The following is a 19,129-nucleotide window of genomic DNA, read 5'->3' on the forward strand; positions in this document are numbered from 1 at the left end:
AACTGGACGCTGAACCCGTTCCACATGATGGGGGTGGCTGGCGTTTTGGGTGGAGCGCTGTTGTGTGCCATCCATGGGGCGACGGTGGAGAACACCCTGTTTCAGGATGGGGAGGCGGCCAGCACCTTTCGGGCTTTTGAGCCGACGCAGTCGGAGGAGACCTACTCGATGGTGACGGCCAACCGGTACTGGAGCCAGATTTTTGGGATAGCGTTTTCCAACAAGCGGTGGCTGCACTTTTTCATGTTGTTTGTGCCGGTGACGGGTTTGTGGATGTCGAGCATTGGGGTAGTGGGGTTGGCGCTGAACCTGCGGGCGTATGACTTTATCAGTCAGGAGGTGCGGGCAGCGGAAGACCCTGAGTTTGAGACGTTTTACACGAAGAACATTTTGCTGAACGAGGGGATTCGGGCGTGGATGGCGCCTCAGGACCAGCCCCATGAGCGCTTTGAGTTCCCTGAAGAAGTCCTCCCCCGCGGCAATGCGCTCTAAACCCACTGAGCTCGCTCGACTTTAGCTGCGGTAGATCCCTAGAGATCTGCTCTGTGAGGATGAGCGCTTGCCCAAGGGATCCCCTGCCGCGGATCCCAGTGGACAGGGAGCCCAACGGCAGGCGCTCGCGTTAACTAAACTTTTTTTGGTGTCTCTTGTTCCTGACTATCATTGGAGGTTGGTCTCTGTGACCTCGACAACATTTGGTTCTGCAGTGGTGCAAGATCGCACCCAAGGCGGATTTGCCTGGTGGGCTGGGAATGCCCGCTTGATTAATCTCTCCGGTCGGCTTTTGGGCGCCCATGTGGCTCACGCTGGCCTGATCGTCTTCTGGGCGGGGGCGATGCTGCTGTTTGAGGTGGCTCACTTCACGCCGGATCGGCCTATGTATGAGCAGGGCCTGATCCTGATGCCCCACGTGGCCACTCTGGGCTGGGGGGTTGGCCCGGGGGGCGAGGTGATTGACACCTACCCCTACTTTGTCATCGGGGTGCTGCACCTGATCTCCAGCGCCGTGCTGGGGTTGGGGGGCATTTATCACGCCATTCGCGGCCCAGAAACTCTGGAGCAGTCTTTCCCCTTCTTCGGCTACGACTGGAAAGACAAGAACAAGATGACCACCATCCTGGGGATCCACCTGATCCTGTTGGGGTTGGGGGCTTTCCTATTGGTGGCCAAGGCCATGTGGTTTGGCGGTGTCTATGACACCTGGGCTCCAGGGGGTGGCGATGTGCGGGTAATTACCAACCCCACCTTGAACCCCGCTGTGATCTTCGGCTACTTGTTCAAATCTCCCTTTGGTGGGGAAGGCTGGATCATCAGCGTCGACAACATGGAGGATGTAATCGGTGGCCACATTTACATCGGCATTATCTGCATTGCCGGTGGGATCTGGCACATCCTCACCAAGCCCTTCGGTTGGGCCCGCCGCGCCTTTATCTGGTCTGGGGAGGCCTATCTCTCCTACAGCTTGGCGGCGGTTTCGCTGATGAGCTTCATTGCCACCTGCTACATCTGGTTCAACAACACCGTCTACCCCAGCGAGTTCTACGGCCCCACTGGCCCAGAAGCCTCGCAAGCGCAAGCCCTCACCTTCATCGTGCGCGACCAGCGCCTGGGGGCGAACATTGGCCAAGCCCAAGGTCCCACCGGTCTGGGTAAATACCTGATGCGCTCCCCCACGGGCGAGATCATCTTCGGCGGCGAGACGATGCGCTTCTGGGATGTGCGGGCTCCCTGGAAAGAGCCGCTGCTGGGCCCCAATGGGTTGGATCTGGATAAGCTGAAAAACGACATTCAGCCCTGGCAAGCCCGCCGTGCAGTGGAGTACATGACCCACGCGCCGCTGGGATCCCTGAACTCGGTGGGGGGTGTGGCTACTGAAATCAACACGGTGAACTTCACCAGCCCCCGCACCTGGTTGGCCGCTCACAACTTCATCTTCGGCTTCCTGTTCTTTGTCGGCCACCTGTGGCATGCCGGTCGCGCTCGCGCTGCCGCTGCTGGCTTTGAGAAAGGGATCAGCCGCGAGAACGAGCCGGTTTACCGGATGAAGCCGATCCGATAAGGGCATAAGTCCCTCTGGAATGTACCTTTGGCCCCCCTTGCCGGGGGCCTTTTTTTGGGCATCCCCCCCTCAAGGATTGGCAGAAAGAAAGTTTGGGGTGGAAACTGAAAAGCGCTGAGTCATCAGAGCAGATGCACAAGATCCCTGTTACCGTCATCACCGGATTTCTGGGATCCGGCAAGACCACGGTGATCCGTCACCTTTTGCTCAACAACCAGGGCCGCCGCATTGCCGTGTTGGTTAACGAGTTTGGCGAAGTGGGCATCGACGGCGAGTTGCTGCGGGATTGCCAACTGTGTGAGGGGGAGGGATCCATCCCCATTCTGGAGCTGGCCAACGGCTGTCTCTGCTGCACGGTGCAGGAGGAGTTTTTGCCCACCATGGAAGCTCTGTTGCAGCGGCGGGCGGAGCTAGACTGCATTTTGATTGAAACCTCAGGACTGGCCTTGCCCAAGCCGCTCGTGCAGGCTTTCCGCTGGCCCACCATTCGTACAGGCGCCACGGTGGATGCGGTGATTACGGTGGTGGATGGTCAGGCTCTGGCCTCCGGGCAACTGGTGGGGGATCCGGCGGCCCTGGAGGCGCAGCGGCAGGCTGACGAAAGTTTGGACCATGAGACTCCGCTTGAGGAATTGTTTGAGGATCAGTTGAGTTGTGCCGATTTGGTGGTGCTCACCAAGGTGGATCAGATCTCTTCTGAGCAACAGGCGCAAGTGGAAAGCTGGCTGCGCCGGCGGTTGCCCCCTGGGATCCAAATTCTCCCCTGTGAGCGGGGCCAGGTCTCCCCAGAAGTGCTCTTGGGCTTTAATGCAGCGGTGGAAGACCAGCTCGAGCGCCGCCCCAGCCACCACGATCACGGGGAGGAGCATGAGCACGAAGCTTTTGAGTCTTTCTACCTCAGCTTGGAGGGAGGTTATGAGCCGGGATCCCTGGTGGCTCAGCTACGCCAGTTGGCCCAAGAGGAATGTCTTTACCGGATAAAAGGGTTTGTGGCCGTCCCCTACAAGCCGATGCGCCTGGTGCTGCAGGGGGTGGGATCCCGATTTGAAACCTACTACGACCGCCCCTGGCGACCCCAGGAGCCGCGCTTGACCCGACTGGTGCTGATTGGGCAAAACCTCAACCGCGAGCGCATTGCCGCCCAGCTCCAGGCCTTGGCCATCAGAGAAACGGTGTCCCCCACCGGCTGATCCCTGTCGGAGGCGAGTGGGATCCCTTGGGTCCTCGGCTCTCATCCCCCCGTCCCAGAGGGAAAGGAAGCAGCGTCCAGTTCTACTGTTACTCAAAGGTGGTCTAGAGGTAGGTATCCAAAAGAGAGGCCAAAGTGGGAAACCGGCAGCGCAAACCCAGGGTTTCTGGGGAAATGGCCGGGTAAACAAAATGGCGCTGGCGCAGACAATATTCATCCCACTCGGAAAGCCGCACCCGAAACAAGAAGGCCAAGCCGCGAACCAAAGCCAAAGGCAGGGGCACGCGGAAATAAATCCGCTTTTTGAAATAGGCACACACCTGTTCCACGCACTCATCCAAAGACAAGGGGGAGTTGCCCAACACCCAATCGCCGCCACCAGGCAGATGGGCCACCCAATAGGCCACCATCTCGGCCACATCGGCAGCGTGGATAAAGTGGAAGCTGGCATCCACCCGCAAAAAGCGGATCAGATCCAGCCAGCGGAGAACGTCCTTGAGGCCGGCAGTGATGTGGGAGTAGGGGTGGTGGGGGCTGCCGCCAAAGAGCAGGGTGGGATAAAGGGTGAGCAGGCGCTCCGGCCAGAAGCCGCTTTCCTGCCGCCGCAGCAGCATCTCGTACTTGCTGCGGATGTAGTCGGTGCCGGCCCGTCCGGCAATGGCCAAAGGCTCCAGGGCCTGGTTCAAAAGGCTGGCCGTGGAAAAGTAGATCACCTGCTGACAGCGCTCCGGATCCAACAACTGAAAGAGCTCCAGGGTGTGGGTAACATTCACGGCCCAAGCCAGGGCGGGATCCCCCCAAGCTGCCGCCATGTGGATCAGCCCGTCCATCTGGCGCAGCAGAGCGGCGTGTTCCCGGATGCGCAGGAGATCGCCGGGTACTAGGGTGATAGGGGCAGGCAGCCGTTCTAGGGGCAGCCGCAGGCGGCTGGTCTCGCGGATGAGAACGTACAGGTGGTAGGCGGGCCGCTCCGGAAACTCGGGATCCCTTTGCTGGGCCAGGCGCTCCAACACATAGTGCCCCAGGCAGCCGCTAGCGCCGGTAAGAAACAGATTTCGCAAGAGGTCTTCCCAACGGGACTCGATGAAAAAAGCTTCTGACTAGTGTACCGCTTCAGCTTCTGTCTGCCGGACTGCCTGAGCCCTCAATTCCCCTGCAAGAGAGCCGCTCGACTTGGCAAACCCCACACTGGAAATCTGGCCGCAAGGATGTCAGCTAGAAATCGCAGGAGCCCCGCACTGTACCCGTAGGGTCAGTGCCGGGAGGAATGCGCTTTGATGAAGTACAATGAACTTATGAGCCAAGTCCTGACCATATCCTGCAAGCTCAAGGTTTCCCCGTCGCAAGCCGCCAAATTGGACGCGACGATGGATGTCTTTGTGCAGGCATTGAACTGGGTCAACCAGAACACGCCGGAGAAGATCGTCAACGCGGTCAAGCTGCAATCCCTTTGCTACTACGAGATTCGAGCCCGATTCGGCTTGTCCAGCAACTTGGCCCAGCAGGTGTGCAGACGGGTGGCCGGCGCCCGCAAAGCGGCGAGACAGCGTAACCGTCCGGTTAAAGAGTTCAAGCGTAGGTTCGTTACCTACGACGCACGCATCTTCTCATTTCGTGAGAGAGACTGGACGGTGTCGCTGACCACGGTGGAGGGTCGGGAGCGCTTTGGACTGGCCATTGGTAACTACCAGCGTGGGATGCTGGCTGGCTCCAACCCAAAAGCCGCCACGCTAGTCAAGCGGAAAGACGGCTCCTACTACATCCAGATTTGCGTAGAGGAAAAGCCACCCAAGCAACAAGATACCGACAAGGTGATCGGGGTGGACTTGGGAAGGACAGATATTGCCCATACGTCAGAAGGGGACAACTGGAATGGACAGCAGTTGAACAGAGTCCGAGAGCGCTACTCCCGGTTGAGGGCGGTACTCCAACGTAAAGCCAGTAAGGGCACACGCAGTTCGCGGCGCAGATGCCGTCAACTGCTGCAACGGCTGTCTGGCAAGGAGAGACGCTTTCAAGTGTGGGTCAATCATCGCATCTCCAAAGCTATTGTCTCTAGGGCAAAAGCTACCAACAGCGCTATCGCCCTGGAAGACTTGACAGGGATCCGGGAAAGGGTCAATCAACAGCCACGCAGCAAAACCGAAAGGCGCAGGGCCAACAGTTGGGCGTTCTACCAGCTACGCCAGTTTCTGGAATACAAGGCGAGGGTTGCAGGGGTTTCTCTGGTTCTTGTGCCGCCTGCTTACACGTCGCAGACCTGCCACAAGTGTTTGCACATCCATCCCGACCCTGCGCAATCCTATCGCAGTGGCAAGTCGTTCAAGTGTGGGCACTGTGGATGGGAAGGGGATGCGGATTTGAATGGTGCGAATGTGATTGCGCTCTTGGGGGCTGCCGTAAACCAGCCTGGAGGTCCGGGCTTGTTTTGTTCTCTGGTAGAGCAGAACAGGCTCAGGGCTACTGAAAGCCCGCTCCGTACCGCTTAGCGGTCGGAGCTGGGTAGTTTACCATAGTTCGACAAGAATCCAACTCAAAGAGCATATCCGAATATCCATCTGCATCTGTGGCTGTAACCTCTTCTCCGCCTTCCCGTTCCCGCGCTTTTGACCTTTGGCCGCCGCTGGCCTTGGTTTTGCAGCGGCTGACCCAAGCGGTGCCGGTGCTGCTGTTGATCACGCTGCTCAGTTTTTTGCTCTTGCAGCTGGCCCCCGGAGATTTTTTGGATCCCTTGCGGGCGGATCCCAGTGTCAGCAAAGAGTTCATTGCTCAAGAGGAAGCGCGGCTGGGGTTGGATAAGCCCTTGGTTTGGCAGTACTTGACCTGGCTGGGCAACCTGCTGCAGGGGGATTTCGGGGTGAGCTACACCTATCGCGTGCCGGTAGCACAGCTCATCCTCTCCCGCGCCGGCGCTACCTTGCTGTTGGCGGTGTCCTCTGTGGTGCTGACTTGGCTGGTCGCCATTCCCCTAGGGATCCTGGGGGCGCTGCGGCAGAACACCCCCCTGGATCGGGCGTTGCAGTTGCTCAGCTACCTGGGCCAGGCCATGCCCAGCTTCGTGCTGGCCATTTTGCTGCTAATTGTGGCCCAAAACGTGAGCTGGCTGCCGGTAGGGGGGATGACCAGTGTTTATTTTGCCGAGCTTAGTTTGGGGGAAAAGTTGCTGGATCTGGGCCGCCACCTGCTCCTGCCCACGCTGGCCCTGAGCATCACCAGCTTTGCCGGGCTGCAGCGGATTACGCGCGGCAATTTCTTGGATGTGCTGCGGCAGGAATACATCCAGGCGGCGCGGGCCCGTGGGATCCCAGAGTGGCGGGTGATCTGGTTGCACGCGCTGCGCAACGCCGTCAACCCCTTGATCACGATCTTGGGCTTTGAGTTTGCCAATCTGCTCAGCGGCTCTTTTATTGCCGAGTTTTTCTTCAATTGGCCGGGGCTGGGCAAGCTGCTCTTGGAGGCTGTTCAAAGTTTCGACATCAATGTGGTGATGGCGGGGCTTCTGCTGGGGGCCGTGATGCTCATTCTGGGCAATTTGTTGGCCGATTTGCTCCTGATGTGGGTGGATCCCCGGATCCGACCCGACTCACTGCTGTAGTTAACCATTGCTGCTACGGATCCCTCAAACAGGCGGCTCAATTGTGGAGACAATATCCCGAATCACCGCCTCAGCCTCTTGCCGTCGGTTGCCGGCCATCTCTCCCGACCCGGCCAGAGAAACCCGATGGGTCAGTACCGGCACGAACAGTGCTTGCAGATCTTCTGGTAGACAAAAGCTGCGCCCTTTCACCAGCGCCTGAGCCCGTGCTGCCCGCGCCAAGGCCAGGGCTCCACGGGTGGATACCCCCGCCCGCAGCAGCTTGGACACGCGAGTGGCCTGCACCACCTGCAGAAGATAGTCCGCCAGGGATCCATCCAAATACACCTGATCCACCGCCGACTGAATCTCTCGCAACTCCATCAGGGAGAGAACCGGCTGCAGAGCATCCACCGGCTCGGCCTGTTGCCGTTGCAAGAGTAAAGCTCGCTCTACCTCAGGGCTGGGGTAGCCAATCGACAGCCGTACCAAAAACCGATCCAACTGGCTTTCTGGGAGGGGATAGGTGCCGTGGTACTCCAAAGGATTTTGGGTGGCCAACACCATAAATGGGCTGGGCAGCGGGTAGGTGCGATCGTCCAGCGAAACCTGCTTTTCCGCCATTGCCTCCAGCAGGGCACTTTGGGTGCGGGGCGAGGTGCGATTGATTTCATCCGCCAAGACCACGTGGGCAAAAATGGGGCCGGGACGAAATTCAAAATCCCCTTTTTCTTTGTTGAAAAGGGTGAGGCCAAGGATATCTGTCGGCAATAGGTCGCTGGTAAATTGAATCCGCTGAAACTTGGCTCCCAAACTGTGGGCGATGGCCCGCGCCAAAGTGGTCTTGCCTACACCGGGCACATCTTCAAGCAAAACATGACCTTCCGCAACCAAGGCCGTGACCACCGCCTGCACCACCTGCGATTTGCCCTGAAACACGGATTCGATATTGGCAATCAGCTTGCCAATCTGTTGGTGCAAGGTTTGTAATCGCTCCGCTGGGATCCGTGCTGAACCAGACCGGGTGCTGACACTCGCCATAAACCATTCCCAAAGGGGCCTATTCCACCTTACAGGCTGGATCCCATTGCCAGCTCAGGGCGGGATCCCGCTAAACCCCACTAAAAAACCGGAGTATCATAGACCTAAGCCCTCCACAAGGATGGATATCTTGGAACTGTCTTGCAAAAGTGAATATGCTCTCCTGGCCCTTCTGGAATTGGCCCAGCACTACAGCGATGGCCAGGTGCTGCAGATTAAAGAAATTGCGGCTCATCAGTCCATACCCGACCGCTACTTGGAGCAATTGCTGGCCACCTTGCGCAGACAGGGGTTGGTGCGCAGCCAACGGGGATCCAAGGGAGGCTACTTCCTGGCCCGAGCACCCTGGCAGATCTCGCTGCTGGATGTTATCCAGGCCATCGAGGGGGAAGATCTCAGCCGCTCCCGCGACTTGCCCTCGGGCGATCTCACCCCAGAGCGGGAAGTGCTCCTGAAGGCCTGGCAAGATGCCCAAGCTGCGGCGGTAGCCATTCTCCAGAAGACCACCCTACAAGACCTCTGCGACCGGCAGGCACAACAGCAACAGGCTCGGCTCATGTACTACATCTAGGCCAGAGGCTGGAGCTGGGATCCCTGGCAAGTTTTGGGTTATCCTGAAACACATTGCTTTTCGAATTGAGCCCTTCCATGACTGTTCGCTCTTCTCGCTCTCAGGCTGCCGATACGTTTTCCGCGGAAGATTTTGCCCAGGCTTTAGACAAGCAAAACCTCAGCTTTCAACCGGGGCAGGTGGTGCAAGGCCGCATCTTCCAACATCAGAACGATGGCGCTCTGGTGGATATTGGCGGCAAATCCCCGGCCTTTTTGCCCCTCAAGGAAGCAGGGATCCGCCCAGGGGAAGATTTGAGTGCGCTCTTTCCTTTAAAGACAGAAGCCGAGTTTCTCATCCTGCGGGAAGATGCAGAAGGACAAATTGTGCTCTCGGCGCGGCGGCTGAGGCTGAAGCGGCTTTGGGAAGAGCTGGCCCAGAAGCAAGCCAACGGCCAGACGGTAACCGTTCCGGTGATCGCCACCAACAAAGGGGGGGTGGTGGTGGATGTGCAGGGGCTGCGCGGCTTCATTCCCCGCTCCCACCTCAGCCAGCGGGAAAGTCTGGAGGAGTTGGTGGGGCAATCCTTGACAGCAAGCTTTATCGAGGTGAACCCAGAAGCCAACAAGCTGGTGCTCTCCCAAAGGGCGGCTGTAAAGTCCGAGAACCTGAGCCGCTACACCAGTGGCCAAGTGGTGGAAGGCAAAGTCAGCGGACTAAAACCCTTCGGTGTGTTTGTGGACTTGGAAGAAGGGGTAACCGGGCTGTTGCACATCAAGCAGGTCAGCCAAAGTTTTGTAGCCTCGCTACCGGATTTGTTCAAACCAGGCCAACGCATCAAAGCTGTTGTCATCGATGTGGATGAGGCCAAGGGACGGATGGCCCTCTCCCTGCGGGTGCTGGAAAAGCATCCGGGCGAGGTGCTGGAGCAGCTGGACAGGGTTATGGAGGAGGCCGAAGAGCGGGCCGGTAAACTCAAGGGGAGAATAACATCCGACGGCCAAGTCATCTGATCCCATCTCTGCCTCGAGTTCGGATGCAAAACCTGCAGAGGGAAAGCAAGACGCCTTACGGCAATCAGAGGAAAATCACGAGGAGCAAGTCGGTGTCGCGATTCAACCACCCCCAGTGCTCAACGCCTTACGGCAATCAGAGGAAAATCACTTCTCACGGCTTAGTTTGGGCAAATTTCCGTCCAGGCTAACTCCGGCACATCATCACCTTCAAGAGTTCGGAGTGAGTATCTTCGCCAGCGAGTATCCCGCGATCCCACGTGATCAACCCAATACGGCAAGGTCAGGATCCCATCCTCATCTTGAATTAGCCATCTTCCCCCTGAAGGGACTTTCTGAATTGGTCTTACCGAGTTAACTAAGTCACGACTCTCTCCTAGGCTTAGTCCCCCAGATCGGTCAATCAATTCAGGATTTTCAAAGGCTCTTTCTAGGTCATGAGCAAGGGATCCATTGACCAAAACTGCGATTTGCACATCGGTCAGCAATTGTTGGTAGTCAGGACGGGCATTGTTTGGATGCTGAATATCTTTTGTCTTAAAACGACGAAGGGTACGGATCACTGTAGAAAGCTGGGGTTGGCTCAGGAGAGCAATTGCCAGTTGGGATCCGCAATATCGATGCCGATCCCATTCTCCCAGCAGGGAAAGCAACATTCCATAAACAGTAGCCGGTGGCGGCACCGGATAAGTTTCGGCAAACTCCCTGGCCCAAGATTGACGAAAACAGGCGATAGGCACCTCAACGTGGAGCCGAATCATGCTGCCTCCTCACAAGAAATTTGCTGCCTAATCAAGCTGATAAGTTGATTAACTGTTGACTTAATGCCTGGACTTACATGAGCACCCAACTGGGCTAGCTTCTTCCCGTCCTCAGTTTCGGCAGCAGCTCCTGCTAGCCACAGCTCTTGAGGAGCTATATCCCCCACTTGCACTCGACGCACTAAGTCCGGCATGCTGATTTCTCCATCAGAGTTTTCTTCAAAGCAGTAGAGTAGGCGTGGCGAAAAGTCGTGTGTCCAGCGCAGGACTATGCTATCCGGTGAAAAGTCATAGAGAAAGCGAGAGTGATTGCCGGCTACTTCCCCCAACGAAACCAGTCCGTTTAACACTTCGATTACTCGGTCTTGCCGGTGGAGCCGAGCAGGAGTCATTGCAAAGCCGTACTGATAGCGAGTAGCATGAACCTCCGTTCCGTAGAGAGAAGTGGATCCCTTCTGGCCACTTTTCGCGTTGAAGGTTACATCTCCGCTGTAGGGTCGAGTAGAAACTGCCCGAGTTACTTCCAAAACACCTCGCCGAGCAGTGGTAGTGCCCTTTGGTAACTTCTCTCCCTTCTTCCTGGATGAGTTTTCGTCTGAGGCATCTACTTTAGCCCCTTCCGCACGCATAAAGCCTAGGACATCATCATCGATATACCGCTCGGGATCAAAGTTAGGCGCTTGCCACTCGTTGTCGTTGGTTTGATCATTCCAACGTCGGTTAACTTCGCAGCCATTCCCTGAGACCTGCCAATAGTAACGCAGGGCCCAACGGATTGCTTCAGCAGAGACGGTAGTGTGCACCTCATTTTTCCAGAGGATCTTTTGCAGGGTAGTGATGTTGCCGTCATTCTCACCGCGGTTGTTGGCAGCGGTGCCGTAGCTGGTCAAGATGTTGCCAAACAGGTGCAAAGTCATAATCTTCCTCCAAGCTAATTCTTCAAACTGAACTGTTAAGTCGTTGCTACATCAACTTTTCACTTGACTTTCTGGCTCTTGCTTTACACTTTCAGTCCTCCTCTAGCTCGGCAAGTACAATCAAGTCAACATCATCCTCGTCAAGCTCATCCTGAAGTTCTTCCTGTCGCTCCTTGCCTTTGTAGCTGGCCAACGCTAGAAGAGCTAAGTCTCGCGCTTTTTTCCATTCCTTGGGATCCATAACTAAATCCATCAAGTCATCCCAATGCTCTTGCAGTGTCGGTATTCTTCCAGCCCGCGCCCAAAAGCTAGTAATAAACTCGCGGAAGCTTTCCGCGTTTTTGCATCGAGTCAGACCAGTGCGAATACGTATATTTTCTCTGTCGAAGTTAGTAAACTCTCCCCTATCCTGAGTTTTCTGAGATAACCGACCATAGGTAAAGCGAATGGCTTCATGACAAGCCTGAACAAACCAGCGCTCTCTGTCATCCATTTCCGTTTTCATGACCATTTCGTTTAGACCTCCGCGCTCGTAACATAGCTGCTTAAACTGCTCGTTGCTATTAACCTGCTCTGCAAATCCGGCATACCAAGAGTAACCCCTTGCCAGATTTTCAGCAATCATCTCACGAGCAAAACTTGTTGCAATGAAACTGCCTTCCTCTGCTTTTGCCTTGACGACAACTCGATCTGGTAACACTGCTTTGCAGATCTGGTAGTTTTTACAGACGCGATATTCTGCTTCTACAGTAAGTAGATCTGTGCGAGATTTTTGTTGGCTCGACCACGGAACAACACCTAGAGTTAGAACCTGACATCGTTTTACCTTAAATTCCCTAGCAGATTCTGCAATCCCTTGGTACGTCAAAAACCTAAGCCCAGCATCTCCCAAACTCGAAGCATGAAAATCCTGGTAGGCTGCATAACGAAGCTGGGGATCTTGCCGGTAGCTTGCATAGACCTCCATATCGGTAATCTCGGGAACTACCAGGGCATATTGAGCTTTCTGATCTCGCAGCCGCGAGCGAAGTATGTAGTAGCAGCAAGAAACAGGAGCGTAGAGAAGTATAAAGGCCATCTCTGGAGACTCTTCAAAGCTTGTATCCGAGGGAAATGCATTGTGGCGAACGACTGCACCAGGATTAAGCCAGCCAGCAATGCTAATTGGCTGCTTAAGCCAATTACCGTTTTTATCACATAGATTTTTGGCAAATTCCTGATGGACGTAGCTTTCTAAAGCTTTATACTTGATAATGACAGGTGGATGATCCTCATCAATCTCTAAAGATTGAGTTTGCTCGCCAATAACTTTACGGGTTTTGGCATGTTGTAGAAACGTTCCCAGGATTCCTTGATGGATGACTACCTGGGAGTCTTGTCGCATCGACTTACTGTCGATCCCTCGCAATGCGATTAATCCATTATCAAGTTGGAAAGACTCTTTGAGCAACCAATCAATTACTTCAAAGTCATTTCCCTGCCAGGACAGTTGAACTTGTCGAGGCGTCAGTTCCCAACTTAGTGACCCTGGACGCTTTTCTGGTGGAATTTCCTGCTCTAGCTGCTTGAGGGTCATCCATAGTCCGGCTAAACCCGCCCGATGTAGCAGGGTTAATCCGGGGTGTCCCAGATGCAACTTTAATTCGGTCATGGCGTACCAAATTCCTCGCTGTAGTTGATATATCCAAGCTCTGTGACGAAGTAGAATCCGCGTCGCCTCCAGTTCCACCACTCCGTCTTTTTATCTGGGATCCGAATTGGAATTGACCAGGCTTGAGCTTCTTGTAGAAAAGCTTGCATTCTCGATAGCTTTTGGCCCTTATCTAGAGCTTTCTTCTGTCTGACTTCAGCAGCCTTCCAAATAGCGTCTTGATCTTCTGCCAGAAGCACTGTTATCGTGTAGCCGGCCTCTCGCAGGGAACTTGGATAAGTGCACCAGTTTTGATCAAGCCATGCTGACTTCACCCTGGCAGGCTCTTCCCGGCTGAGCTGAGAGATGATATCAGCCAGGTCTCGCTGGGAAATATACTCAAGTTCTCTAAGTTGTTCAAGCAGCTGCCGGCCAGTTTCTAATTCTGCTGCGCCATAGGGGAGGTGTTCGTTCCATTCGTAGAAAAGAGCTACACGGGATCCCTCCTGCTCGCTTTTCATTCTTCGATTGAGTCGACCTAGTCGCTGAATCAAAGCTGTCGCTGGAGCCATAGCAGAGATAAGCAAGTCTGCACTTAAATCTAAGGACATTTCACAAACCTGTGTAGTAATAGCGAGAACAGGCCCTGGTTGACCAAAAGCGTTAATAATCTGCTCATGCTTTCTAAGTCTATCTTTATAACGAAATCGACTGTGATAAATTAAAACTTCGGCTTCAATGTCTTTTAGCTTCTTCTGAGCCTCTCGATAAATGTTAATGCAACTGGCAACTGAATTGGTTACCCACAATACCTTTTGGTTCTCTTGAACTGCCTTAGTAACTTCTGACCAAATGGATTCGGAATTGATGGGATCCCCTTCTGATGAAATTTCTTTTATTTGATAGCGCTTCAGCTCTTCTAGATCTTGAGGCCCTTCAATGGGATCCCCAATAGGTTCACCCAACTCACTCATCACCCGTTTAATCGCCTCAAGTCGCCCTGGGGTGAAGCTGGCGCTCATCAGTAGGATAGGTGCGCCTCGAAAAGCCTGCAAAAATTTTAGCAAAGCGCCAAACATCTGACTATCATAGGCGTGAACCTCATCAAAGACAAAGGCAGATTGAACTAGAGCTGGCCAAGAAAATAGTGGTCTTCTATTGTTCTGGATTAACCCTAAAATAGAGTCTACAGTGCAGATAACCAGTTTCTTTCTCCATACTTGCAACGCTGCCAAACGAAACGAATTACCCTCATCCTCTTCGCCTTCGCCGGTCAATAAAAGTTCTCGATCCAAATCTGCTCGTGAGTGCATCAGTGTCTTTTCTATTGGGGATCCCTCGGCATAGTCCAGGTAACCCTGAGTAGCTGTCCCGGTGGTCGGATAGCCAAAAAACAGTCGCCTTCCCGATGCCCACTTTTTCGCCCAAGCGTAGGCTCCCAAGGTCTTGCCTGTACCACAGCCTGCCTTGACCAGTGTTACTCGATGAGTGGCAGCAGCCATTTGCTCTTGGAAGGGACGCAGGGAGTTTTTTCCTAGTTTCTGGGTAATCAGTTGCTCTAATTCACTTTCTTGGAGAGCTAAACTCAAGGTATTAGAAACCCAGCTTTGTAAGTTTTCTCCCTCCACTGGCAAGACCGATCCTGCTAAATCTGCAGCAATTACTGTTGCCTTAGCAGCCGCTATTAATATCTGTCTCTCAAAGCTAAAATTTTGAGCAAAGTCTCGAAACTGATCTACCAATGCACGCAAGTGCTGTTCCAGTTGGTCTCTTTCCCAACTTGCTGAGGGTACACTTGGAATCTCTGATGGTAGCCCTAGTCTCTGCGATCCGAGCCTCAACACAGATTGAAAGTCTGGATGGCCAGTATAAACGTAAATCTCAGATCCTGAGCCATCAGACAACTCCGTAATTTTGTGAGATTCTTTGCCCTGAGAATTCACTCCCGCTTTGAGGTGATGTCCAATTGCTGTCCAGGCAGCTAAGAGGAGCTCCTCTTCAGTAAATGCTTTCTGTAGCCACTCTCGAAATGCACTGACCTGTAAAGCAAGTATGCCACTTAAAAACTCGTGTCGGATAAGTTGCCTTCTGTTATGACTTCTCCAACTCTTTTCAAGCTCTGCTTTCGAGTTAGTGTCTAGGATCGACGACTTGAGATAAACCATCTCTTGAAAATGTTGATTCGCCTTACCCCAATCATGTAAGTAAGCTCCCAGCTTGACAACAGATTCTAGACAACTTGAGTTCTCCAACCTTAGCTGCTGCTGGATGGTCTCTCCTAGGCAACCCAAAAGGACTTCAGCTGCCGATAGCACAGCCGAAACATGACCTGTAAGTTTAGCGGCACGCTTCGCCTGAGCGTACTCCTCTCTGGATTGGCACTCGGCATTCCATTGTGCTAAGGATTTGGCCAATAGAAACTTAAACATTGCAGATCCATCCTCACCTGCACGGCAAAAAGAATCCACAACCCATGCGCCGCCGGCCACCTAGCCCTACCTGCTGGAGGCGAATTGAGTCTTCTTCCTGTAGGTTCTCTACTAAGGTTGAGAAACCTACAATCGTATGCCCTTTAATTCTCAAGGTCTTGCGCAAGGGTTTCCCAGTTTTATCTTGCAGTACTGATACCCGGCCTGAGATCTTAAGCTTCTCTAACTGGTCTTGGGCAGCTTGCACAAATGGATCTGGCTCGGTGTAGCCCTTGATTGTAACAATTCGGGCTTTTAGGGAAGTGCTTGGTTTGAGAGTAAAAATCCTGGGGATCCCTAGCTGTACTTCGTGAGATCCAATCTTCAATTGCTTGCCGGCTAGCTTGTACACCTCCGGCACTGCTTCCATGGGCAGCCGAATTCTAATGTGGGAGTGCGGAGTCAGTAAGATTTTGCCTCGTCTGTCTCCAATTCCCGCTGTTGTCAAAATCCCGATGTGAGGGTTTCGGTGCAGTGTTGGTACTTGGTGGCATAGCGCCGCGAGTAGAGCGTACCCGTGATCTGCTGGGAGGGTAGTTCCTCGCACGGGCAGGCATAGGTCCACTACGGGAGCTTCGTAAGGGATATGTGTTGGGTTTGCCATTGAAGCTTCAGCAGTCATTGAGTGGCTCATCACACAACTGCCACGTGAAATATATGTAAGAAATGCTAGTGAACACAGCTCGCTTCTGTCAAGCAGCGCGCGGCGCCCCAGGGCGATCAGTGGAAAGGGCAGTCAGGGGTGCTAAGGCCTGCTGCCAGCAGCAAGGCACTTTCGACCACAGCAGCCACGTGAAAGTGCTCAACGCCCAGGGGCTTACCTCTGACAATACCATTGGTCTTAGCCCTCTTCAGCCAGGAGGTGATTTTCGGAAGAGTTCCCAGAAGAGGGCTGGATCCCCTACCCCCGCATAGGCAACCTCGAAGGGTAAAGCTTAGGATGGCTTGACCCATCTCCTCTTTATCAGCTCTCTCGCTGCCTATGAACCTGTCATCCATTGCCAAGCCACAGCAGCTTTCTCTTTTGCTGATTGCACTTCAGCTAACTCTGGGAGCGCCGGCGACAGCTCATCCGGTCACCAGTTCTGCAACGGACTCGACGGCGGCGGCCATTCAGCGAGTAACGGAAATTCATGGCGGAGCTGGGCCTTGGGCCGTGGTCGGCTATCGCATGGGGATGCGCGCTCTGCAGGAGCTGGGCTTGATGAGTCCAACTCCCCACACTTCTAGGAACCGTTTTCTGGTGGAGGTCATTCACGAGTCGCCGGCAGAGATCCCGTTCGTGTGCATTGTGGATGGCTTGCATGCTGCAACAGGGGCCAGTTTGGGCAAGTTGAACTTGAAGCTGGTGGAGGTCGAATCTCTTGAAAAAATGCGCAGCGTGGTCATCCACCGAGAGACCGGCAAGCGGGTGGAGTTTCAAGTTTTGCCCGAGTTTATTGACAAATACCGGAACTTGCCCCCGGAACAACTGGCGGCTGCAGGGCAGGAAGTTCTTCAACTGGCCGATGAGAAGCTTTTCCGTCTCGCCATTAGCCCCTAGCAGGGAATATCGCTTCGGGATCCCTTCGGCATTCCTGAGCCAGTCAGCTCCAGACCTAGATGGGTGGCCACCTCTGCTAGATGCTCTCTTTCTAGAACTCTCATGAGCTTGCCAGATACCCCCTACCCTAGGGAATCCGAGCCTGAGCGAATACCTCTTGAGGGATCACCTTTAGACCCGGCAGGAAATCATCTTGAATGGCTTGGGATCCCGTAAAGGTGCGCGGCGGGGCATCGGGATAGAAGACCGTGATGCTCTTGGCTTGGGGATCCACAACCCAAACCCTGGGGATCCCAGCTTCTAGATAATCGGTTGCCTTCTGGGCTATGGCTCCAAAACTCTGGCCAGGAGAAAGGATCTCGATCACCAACTCGGGAATGGCAAAACAAGGTTCATCGGTCATGGCCTCAACCGGCAACCGCTCGTTGGAGATGTAGGTGAGGTCGGGAATCGGGATCCAGGGTTCCGCTTTTCGTGTCAGAACAACTGCCCACTCAGTATGTGCTGACCCAGGCTTAGGACACTCAGGGCTAGAGCACCAGTCCTCCAAAATTTGCCACAACACCGGTTGGAGACGAGCATGGAAGCGTTTTGGCGACATGGGTTCGTTTTTGGAGACGGCCCGCCCATCGACTAGCTCATAGACAATATCCCCCTCCGGCAAGGCCAGAAACTGTTCGGGAGTTAGCTTTTGACCTGAAATGGACAACTCTGGAGTCGATAGCATCACAGGATCCCCGTTGTTTAGGATGGCCGAATCTCTGTCTAGGCTAGCTCTGACATCCTCCACCTTCACCGTTTTGAAACAGTTGTCGAGCAGGGATCCAAATCCAGCGGCAAGATGGCTCCACTCAATTTTGGGGGTAGAGATCCCCATCTTTCTGGCACCGGCTGAGCAGAGGATGCCACTTTTCGGGAGAGGATAGGGCAACATTCAACCCAGAACCCTCTCCAGGCAACTTGAGAAGGGGGGGCTTCCAAGCTGCAGTAGCTTGAAGATGCCCGTGCTTCAATGCTTGAAAGCCGTCATCGAGAGGATCCCTATGGCTAATACCCTTTTGACCACTCTAGGCACCAGCCCCTACAGCGAGACGGTGTATGTTTTTGGGGAGCGGAAAGCCGATAGAACCCGTTATGTTGCCAAAGCCCTCTGTCAGCTCTTTGACATCGAGAGGGTGATTGTGCTGCTAACCCAAGAAGCACATGACACCCATTGGAAGCATCTACAGGACTGCCTACCCCCCCACGTGGAGAAAATTGCCAAGGCCATTCCTGAAGGGAAAACCGAGGCAGAGACCTGGGAGATCTTCGATGTGCTGGTCGATAGCATCGAGCCCCATACGCGGCTGGTTTTCGATATCACCCACGCCTTTCGCTCCATCCCCGTACTGGTGCTCTTGGGAGCCGCCCTTTTGCGCAAGGCCAAGAATGTAAATATTCAGGGGCTGTACTACGGTCTCTATCTCAAAGACCAGCAGGAAACACCCATCATCGATCTCACCCCCGCCCTTCGTCTTTTGGATTGGCTGACAGCTACCGACAAATTCATCAGCACCGGCTCGGCCTTGGAGTTGGGCCAACTTTTGGATACAGTTCAACGGGACTTTTACCGCCAACCAAAGCTCGGCAAAAGGGATCCCAAGCCCATCCGGCTGCAGAACTTTGGCCAAGCCATCCGCAATATCTCTCGTTCCCTGGAGCTGGTAAGACCGGTCAGCCTTTTGGAGGATGACTTGCTTAGGTTGCAAAGGCACTCCACCCAGGAGTTGGCAGAAGAGGTGGGCCAATTTGCCAAGCCCTTTGGCTTGCTGTTGCAAAGCATTCAAGACAGCTACAGCCAACTGGCTTTGCCAGCAGACAGAGCTACGGATGCCAAGGCTCAAGTTCAAAAGCAATTTCAACTGCTGCGCTGGTATGTGGAGAAACGCTTCACCACGCAGGCAATTCTCTTAGCTCGGGAGTGGGTGATCTCGGCCCTCTGCTTGTGTGAGGGGCTGCCCAACTACCGCCAGCGGGAAGCGCGGCAGGAGATCGAACACCAACTGGGATCCCTCATTCCACGGGAAGACCAGCCCCAGGCGCCTCCTGACATTGCTGCCCATGTTCCCGATGTGCAGAAACTTGCCAACCTCTGGTCTCGCCTCAGCCAGTACCGCAACGATGTTGCCCATGTGCAGATGAATCCAAACCCTTTGAACAGCGAAGCTCTAGAAAGCTTTGTTTTGCAAGACCTGCTGCCTGGCCTGGAAGAGCTGTTTCCCAAATTGACCTGGGCAGAAGGGAAGTTGGAAGGGGATCTTTCCACTTCTCCGTAGGCTAAAGACATCGGTTCGCCCTCAGGTTCTGGGTTTTTGGTCAAACAACGGCTATTGAGAAATACTGAA

General features: G+C 54.3%; 16 protein-coding genes and 1 pseudogene. 9 read left to right on the top strand and 8 right to left on the bottom strand.

Annotation, left to right across the window (positions count from 1 at the left end):
- From ACVW0C_RS09090 to cobW, 3 genes and pseudogenes are all read left to right on the top strand, one after another.
- Positions 1-492: pseudogene (locus ACVW0C_RS09090) on the top strand (photosystem II D2 protein (photosystem q(a) protein)); the annotation flags it as partial.
- A gap of 187 nt (positions 493-679) precedes the next feature.
- Positions 680-2,059 carry a photosystem II reaction center protein CP43 gene (gene psbC, locus ACVW0C_RS09095; RefSeq protein WP_369791763.1) on the top strand — a complete coding sequence of 460 codons (1,380 nt, stop codon included), beginning with the start codon at positions 680-682 and terminating at the stop codon, positions 2,057-2,059.
- Between the two features lie 131 nt (positions 2,060-2,190).
- The gene (gene cobW / locus ACVW0C_RS09100; RefSeq protein WP_457385026.1) at positions 2,191-3,249 is read left to right on the top strand and encodes a cobalamin biosynthesis protein CobW; all 1,059 of its coding nucleotides are present in this window, start codon (positions 2,191-2,193) and stop codon (positions 3,247-3,249) included.
- A 103-nt stretch (positions 3,250-3,352) separates the two neighbouring features.
- On the opposite strand, the gene ACVW0C_RS09105 is transcribed toward cobW, so the two are convergent.
- Positions 3,353-4,309, bottom strand: coding sequence for an NAD-dependent epimerase/dehydratase family protein (locus tag ACVW0C_RS09105; RefSeq protein WP_457385028.1), 957 nt, complete (start codon positions 4,307-4,309; stop codon positions 3,353-3,355).
- 234 nt (positions 4,310-4,543) lie between these two features.
- Here ACVW0C_RS09105 and ACVW0C_RS09110 point away from each other — a divergent pair, with 234 nt between their 5' ends.
- Both ACVW0C_RS09110 and ACVW0C_RS09115 read left to right on the top strand, forming a co-directional pair.
- Positions 4,544-5,737 (top strand): RNA-guided endonuclease InsQ/TnpB family protein, encoded by a 1,194-nt coding sequence (locus tag ACVW0C_RS09110; RefSeq protein WP_457385068.1) that lies wholly within the window; start codon positions 4,544-4,546, stop codon positions 5,735-5,737.
- 77 nt (positions 5,738-5,814) lie between these two features.
- Positions 5,815-6,843 (top strand): ABC transporter permease, encoded by a 1,029-nt coding sequence (locus tag ACVW0C_RS09115; protein ID WP_457385030.1) that lies wholly within the window; start codon positions 5,815-5,817, stop codon positions 6,841-6,843.
- A gap of 24 nt (positions 6,844-6,867) precedes the next feature.
- On the opposite strand, the gene ACVW0C_RS09120 is transcribed toward ACVW0C_RS09115, so the two are convergent.
- A complete protein-coding gene (locus ACVW0C_RS09120) occupies positions 6,868-7,863 on the bottom strand; it encodes an AAA family ATPase (RefSeq protein ID WP_414342457.1) in 996 nt (331 codons plus the stop codon).
- A 130-nt stretch (positions 7,864-7,993) separates the two neighbouring features.
- On the opposite strand from ACVW0C_RS09120, the gene ACVW0C_RS09125 reads away from it, so the two are divergent.
- The gene (locus tag ACVW0C_RS09125; protein ID WP_011432485.1) at positions 7,994-8,434 is read left to right on the top strand and encodes an RrF2 family transcriptional regulator; all 441 of its coding nucleotides are present in this window, start codon (positions 7,994-7,996) and stop codon (positions 8,432-8,434) included.
- 77 nt (positions 8,435-8,511) lie between these two features.
- The gene (locus ACVW0C_RS09130; RefSeq protein ID WP_414351627.1) at positions 8,512-9,426 is read left to right on the top strand and encodes a S1 RNA-binding domain-containing protein; all 915 of its coding nucleotides are present in this window, start codon (positions 8,512-8,514) and stop codon (positions 9,424-9,426) included.
- 161 nt (positions 9,427-9,587) lie between these two features.
- Here the strand turns inward: ACVW0C_RS09130 and cas5 are convergent, their stop codons facing one another.
- The 5 genes from cas5 to cas6 all read right to left on the bottom strand — a co-directional run bounded on the left by cas5 (position 9,588) and on the right by cas6 (position 15,806).
- Entirely contained in the window at positions 9,588-10,187 is a 600-nt protein-coding gene (gene cas5 / locus ACVW0C_RS09135; RefSeq protein WP_457385032.1) for a type I-MYXAN CRISPR-associated protein Cas5/Cmx5/DevS, read from the bottom strand.
- Positions 10,184-11,104 (bottom strand): type I-B CRISPR-associated protein Cas7/Cst2/DevR, encoded by a 921-nt coding sequence (cas7i, locus tag ACVW0C_RS09140; RefSeq protein ID WP_414352071.1) that lies wholly within the window; start codon positions 11,102-11,104, stop codon positions 10,184-10,186. The genes cas5 and cas7i overlap by 4 nt, the downstream gene beginning before the upstream one ends.
- Positions 11,105-11,195: 91 nt before the next feature.
- The gene (gene cas8a1, locus ACVW0C_RS09145) at positions 11,196-12,755 is read right to left on the bottom strand and encodes a type I-MYXAN CRISPR-associated Cas8a1/Cmx1 (protein WP_457385034.1); all 1,560 of its coding nucleotides are present in this window, start codon (positions 12,753-12,755) and stop codon (positions 11,196-11,198) included.
- Entirely contained in the window at positions 12,752-15,163 is a 2,412-nt protein-coding gene (gene cas3, locus ACVW0C_RS09150; RefSeq protein WP_457385036.1) for a CRISPR-associated helicase Cas3', read from the bottom strand. The genes cas8a1 and cas3 overlap by 4 nt, the downstream gene beginning before the upstream one ends.
- A gap of 13 nt (positions 15,164-15,176) precedes the next feature.
- The gene (gene cas6 / locus ACVW0C_RS09155) at positions 15,177-15,806 is read right to left on the bottom strand and encodes a type I-MYXAN CRISPR-associated protein Cas6/Cmx6 (protein WP_457385070.1); all 630 of its coding nucleotides are present in this window, start codon (positions 15,804-15,806) and stop codon (positions 15,177-15,179) included.
- A gap of 378 nt (positions 15,807-16,184) precedes the next feature.
- Between cas6 and ACVW0C_RS09160 the strand changes: the two genes are divergently transcribed.
- Positions 16,185-16,745, top strand: a complete 561-nt coding sequence (locus tag ACVW0C_RS09160) for a formylmethanofuran dehydrogenase subunit E family protein (protein WP_414341810.1) — start codon at positions 16,185-16,187, stop codon at positions 16,743-16,745.
- A 127-nt stretch (positions 16,746-16,872) separates the two neighbouring features.
- Here the strand turns inward: ACVW0C_RS09160 and ACVW0C_RS09165 are convergent, their stop codons facing one another.
- The gene (locus tag ACVW0C_RS09165; RefSeq protein ID WP_457385038.1) at positions 16,873-17,472 is read right to left on the bottom strand and encodes a Uma2 family endonuclease; all 600 of its coding nucleotides are present in this window, start codon (positions 17,470-17,472) and stop codon (positions 16,873-16,875) included.
- Positions 17,473-17,788: 316 nt separating this feature from the next.
- On the opposite strand from ACVW0C_RS09165, the gene csx2 reads away from it, so the two are divergent.
- Positions 17,789-19,060 carry a TIGR02221 family CRISPR-associated protein gene (csx2, locus tag ACVW0C_RS09170; RefSeq protein ID WP_414328895.1) on the top strand — a complete coding sequence of 424 codons (1,272 nt, stop codon included), beginning with the start codon at positions 17,789-17,791 and terminating at the stop codon, positions 19,058-19,060.
- Positions 19,061-19,129: the final 69 nt, after the last annotated feature.

The organism is Thermostichus sp. OS-CIW-26 (assembly GCF_054058395.1).

Excerpts from the sequence above, each read along its gene's own strand:
- cobW (WP_457385026.1), top strand. The coding sequence starts at position 2,191 with ATGCACAAGATCCCTGTTACCGTCATCACCGGATTTCTGGGATCCGGC.
- ACVW0C_RS09110 (WP_457385068.1), top strand. The coding sequence starts at position 4,544 with ATGAGCCAAGTCCTGACCATATCCTGCAAGCTCAAGGTTTCCCCGTCG.
- ACVW0C_RS09120 (WP_414342457.1), bottom strand. The coding sequence starts at position 7,863 with ATGGCGAGTGTCAGCACCCGGTCTGGTTCAGCACGGATCCCAGCGGAG.
- ACVW0C_RS09130 (WP_414351627.1), top strand. The coding sequence starts at position 8,512 with ATGACTGTTCGCTCTTCTCGCTCTCAGGCTGCCGATACGTTTTCCGCG.
- cas5 (WP_457385032.1), bottom strand. The coding sequence starts at position 10,187 with ATGATTCGGCTCCACGTTGAGGTGCCTATCGCCTGTTTTCGTCAATCT.
- cas7i (WP_414352071.1), bottom strand. The coding sequence starts at position 11,104 with ATGACTTTGCACCTGTTTGGCAACATCTTGACCAGCTACGGCACCGCT.
- cas8a1 (WP_457385034.1), bottom strand. The coding sequence starts at position 12,755 with ATGACCGAATTAAAGTTGCATCTGGGACACCCCGGATTAACCCTGCTA.
- cas3 (WP_457385036.1), bottom strand. The coding sequence starts at position 15,163 with ATGTTTAAGTTTCTATTGGCCAAATCCTTAGCACAATGGAATGCCGAG.
- cas6 (WP_457385070.1), bottom strand. The coding sequence starts at position 15,806 with ATGGCAAACCCAACACATATCCCTTACGAAGCTCCCGTAGTGGACCTA.
- ACVW0C_RS09160 (WP_414341810.1), top strand. The coding sequence starts at position 16,185 with ATGAACCTGTCATCCATTGCCAAGCCACAGCAGCTTTCTCTTTTGCTG.
- ACVW0C_RS09165 (WP_457385038.1), bottom strand. The coding sequence starts at position 17,472 with ATGCTATCGACTCCAGAGTTGTCCATTTCAGGTCAAAAGCTAACTCCC.
- csx2 (WP_414328895.1), top strand. The coding sequence starts at position 17,789 with ATGGCTAATACCCTTTTGACCACTCTAGGCACCAGCCCCTACAGCGAG.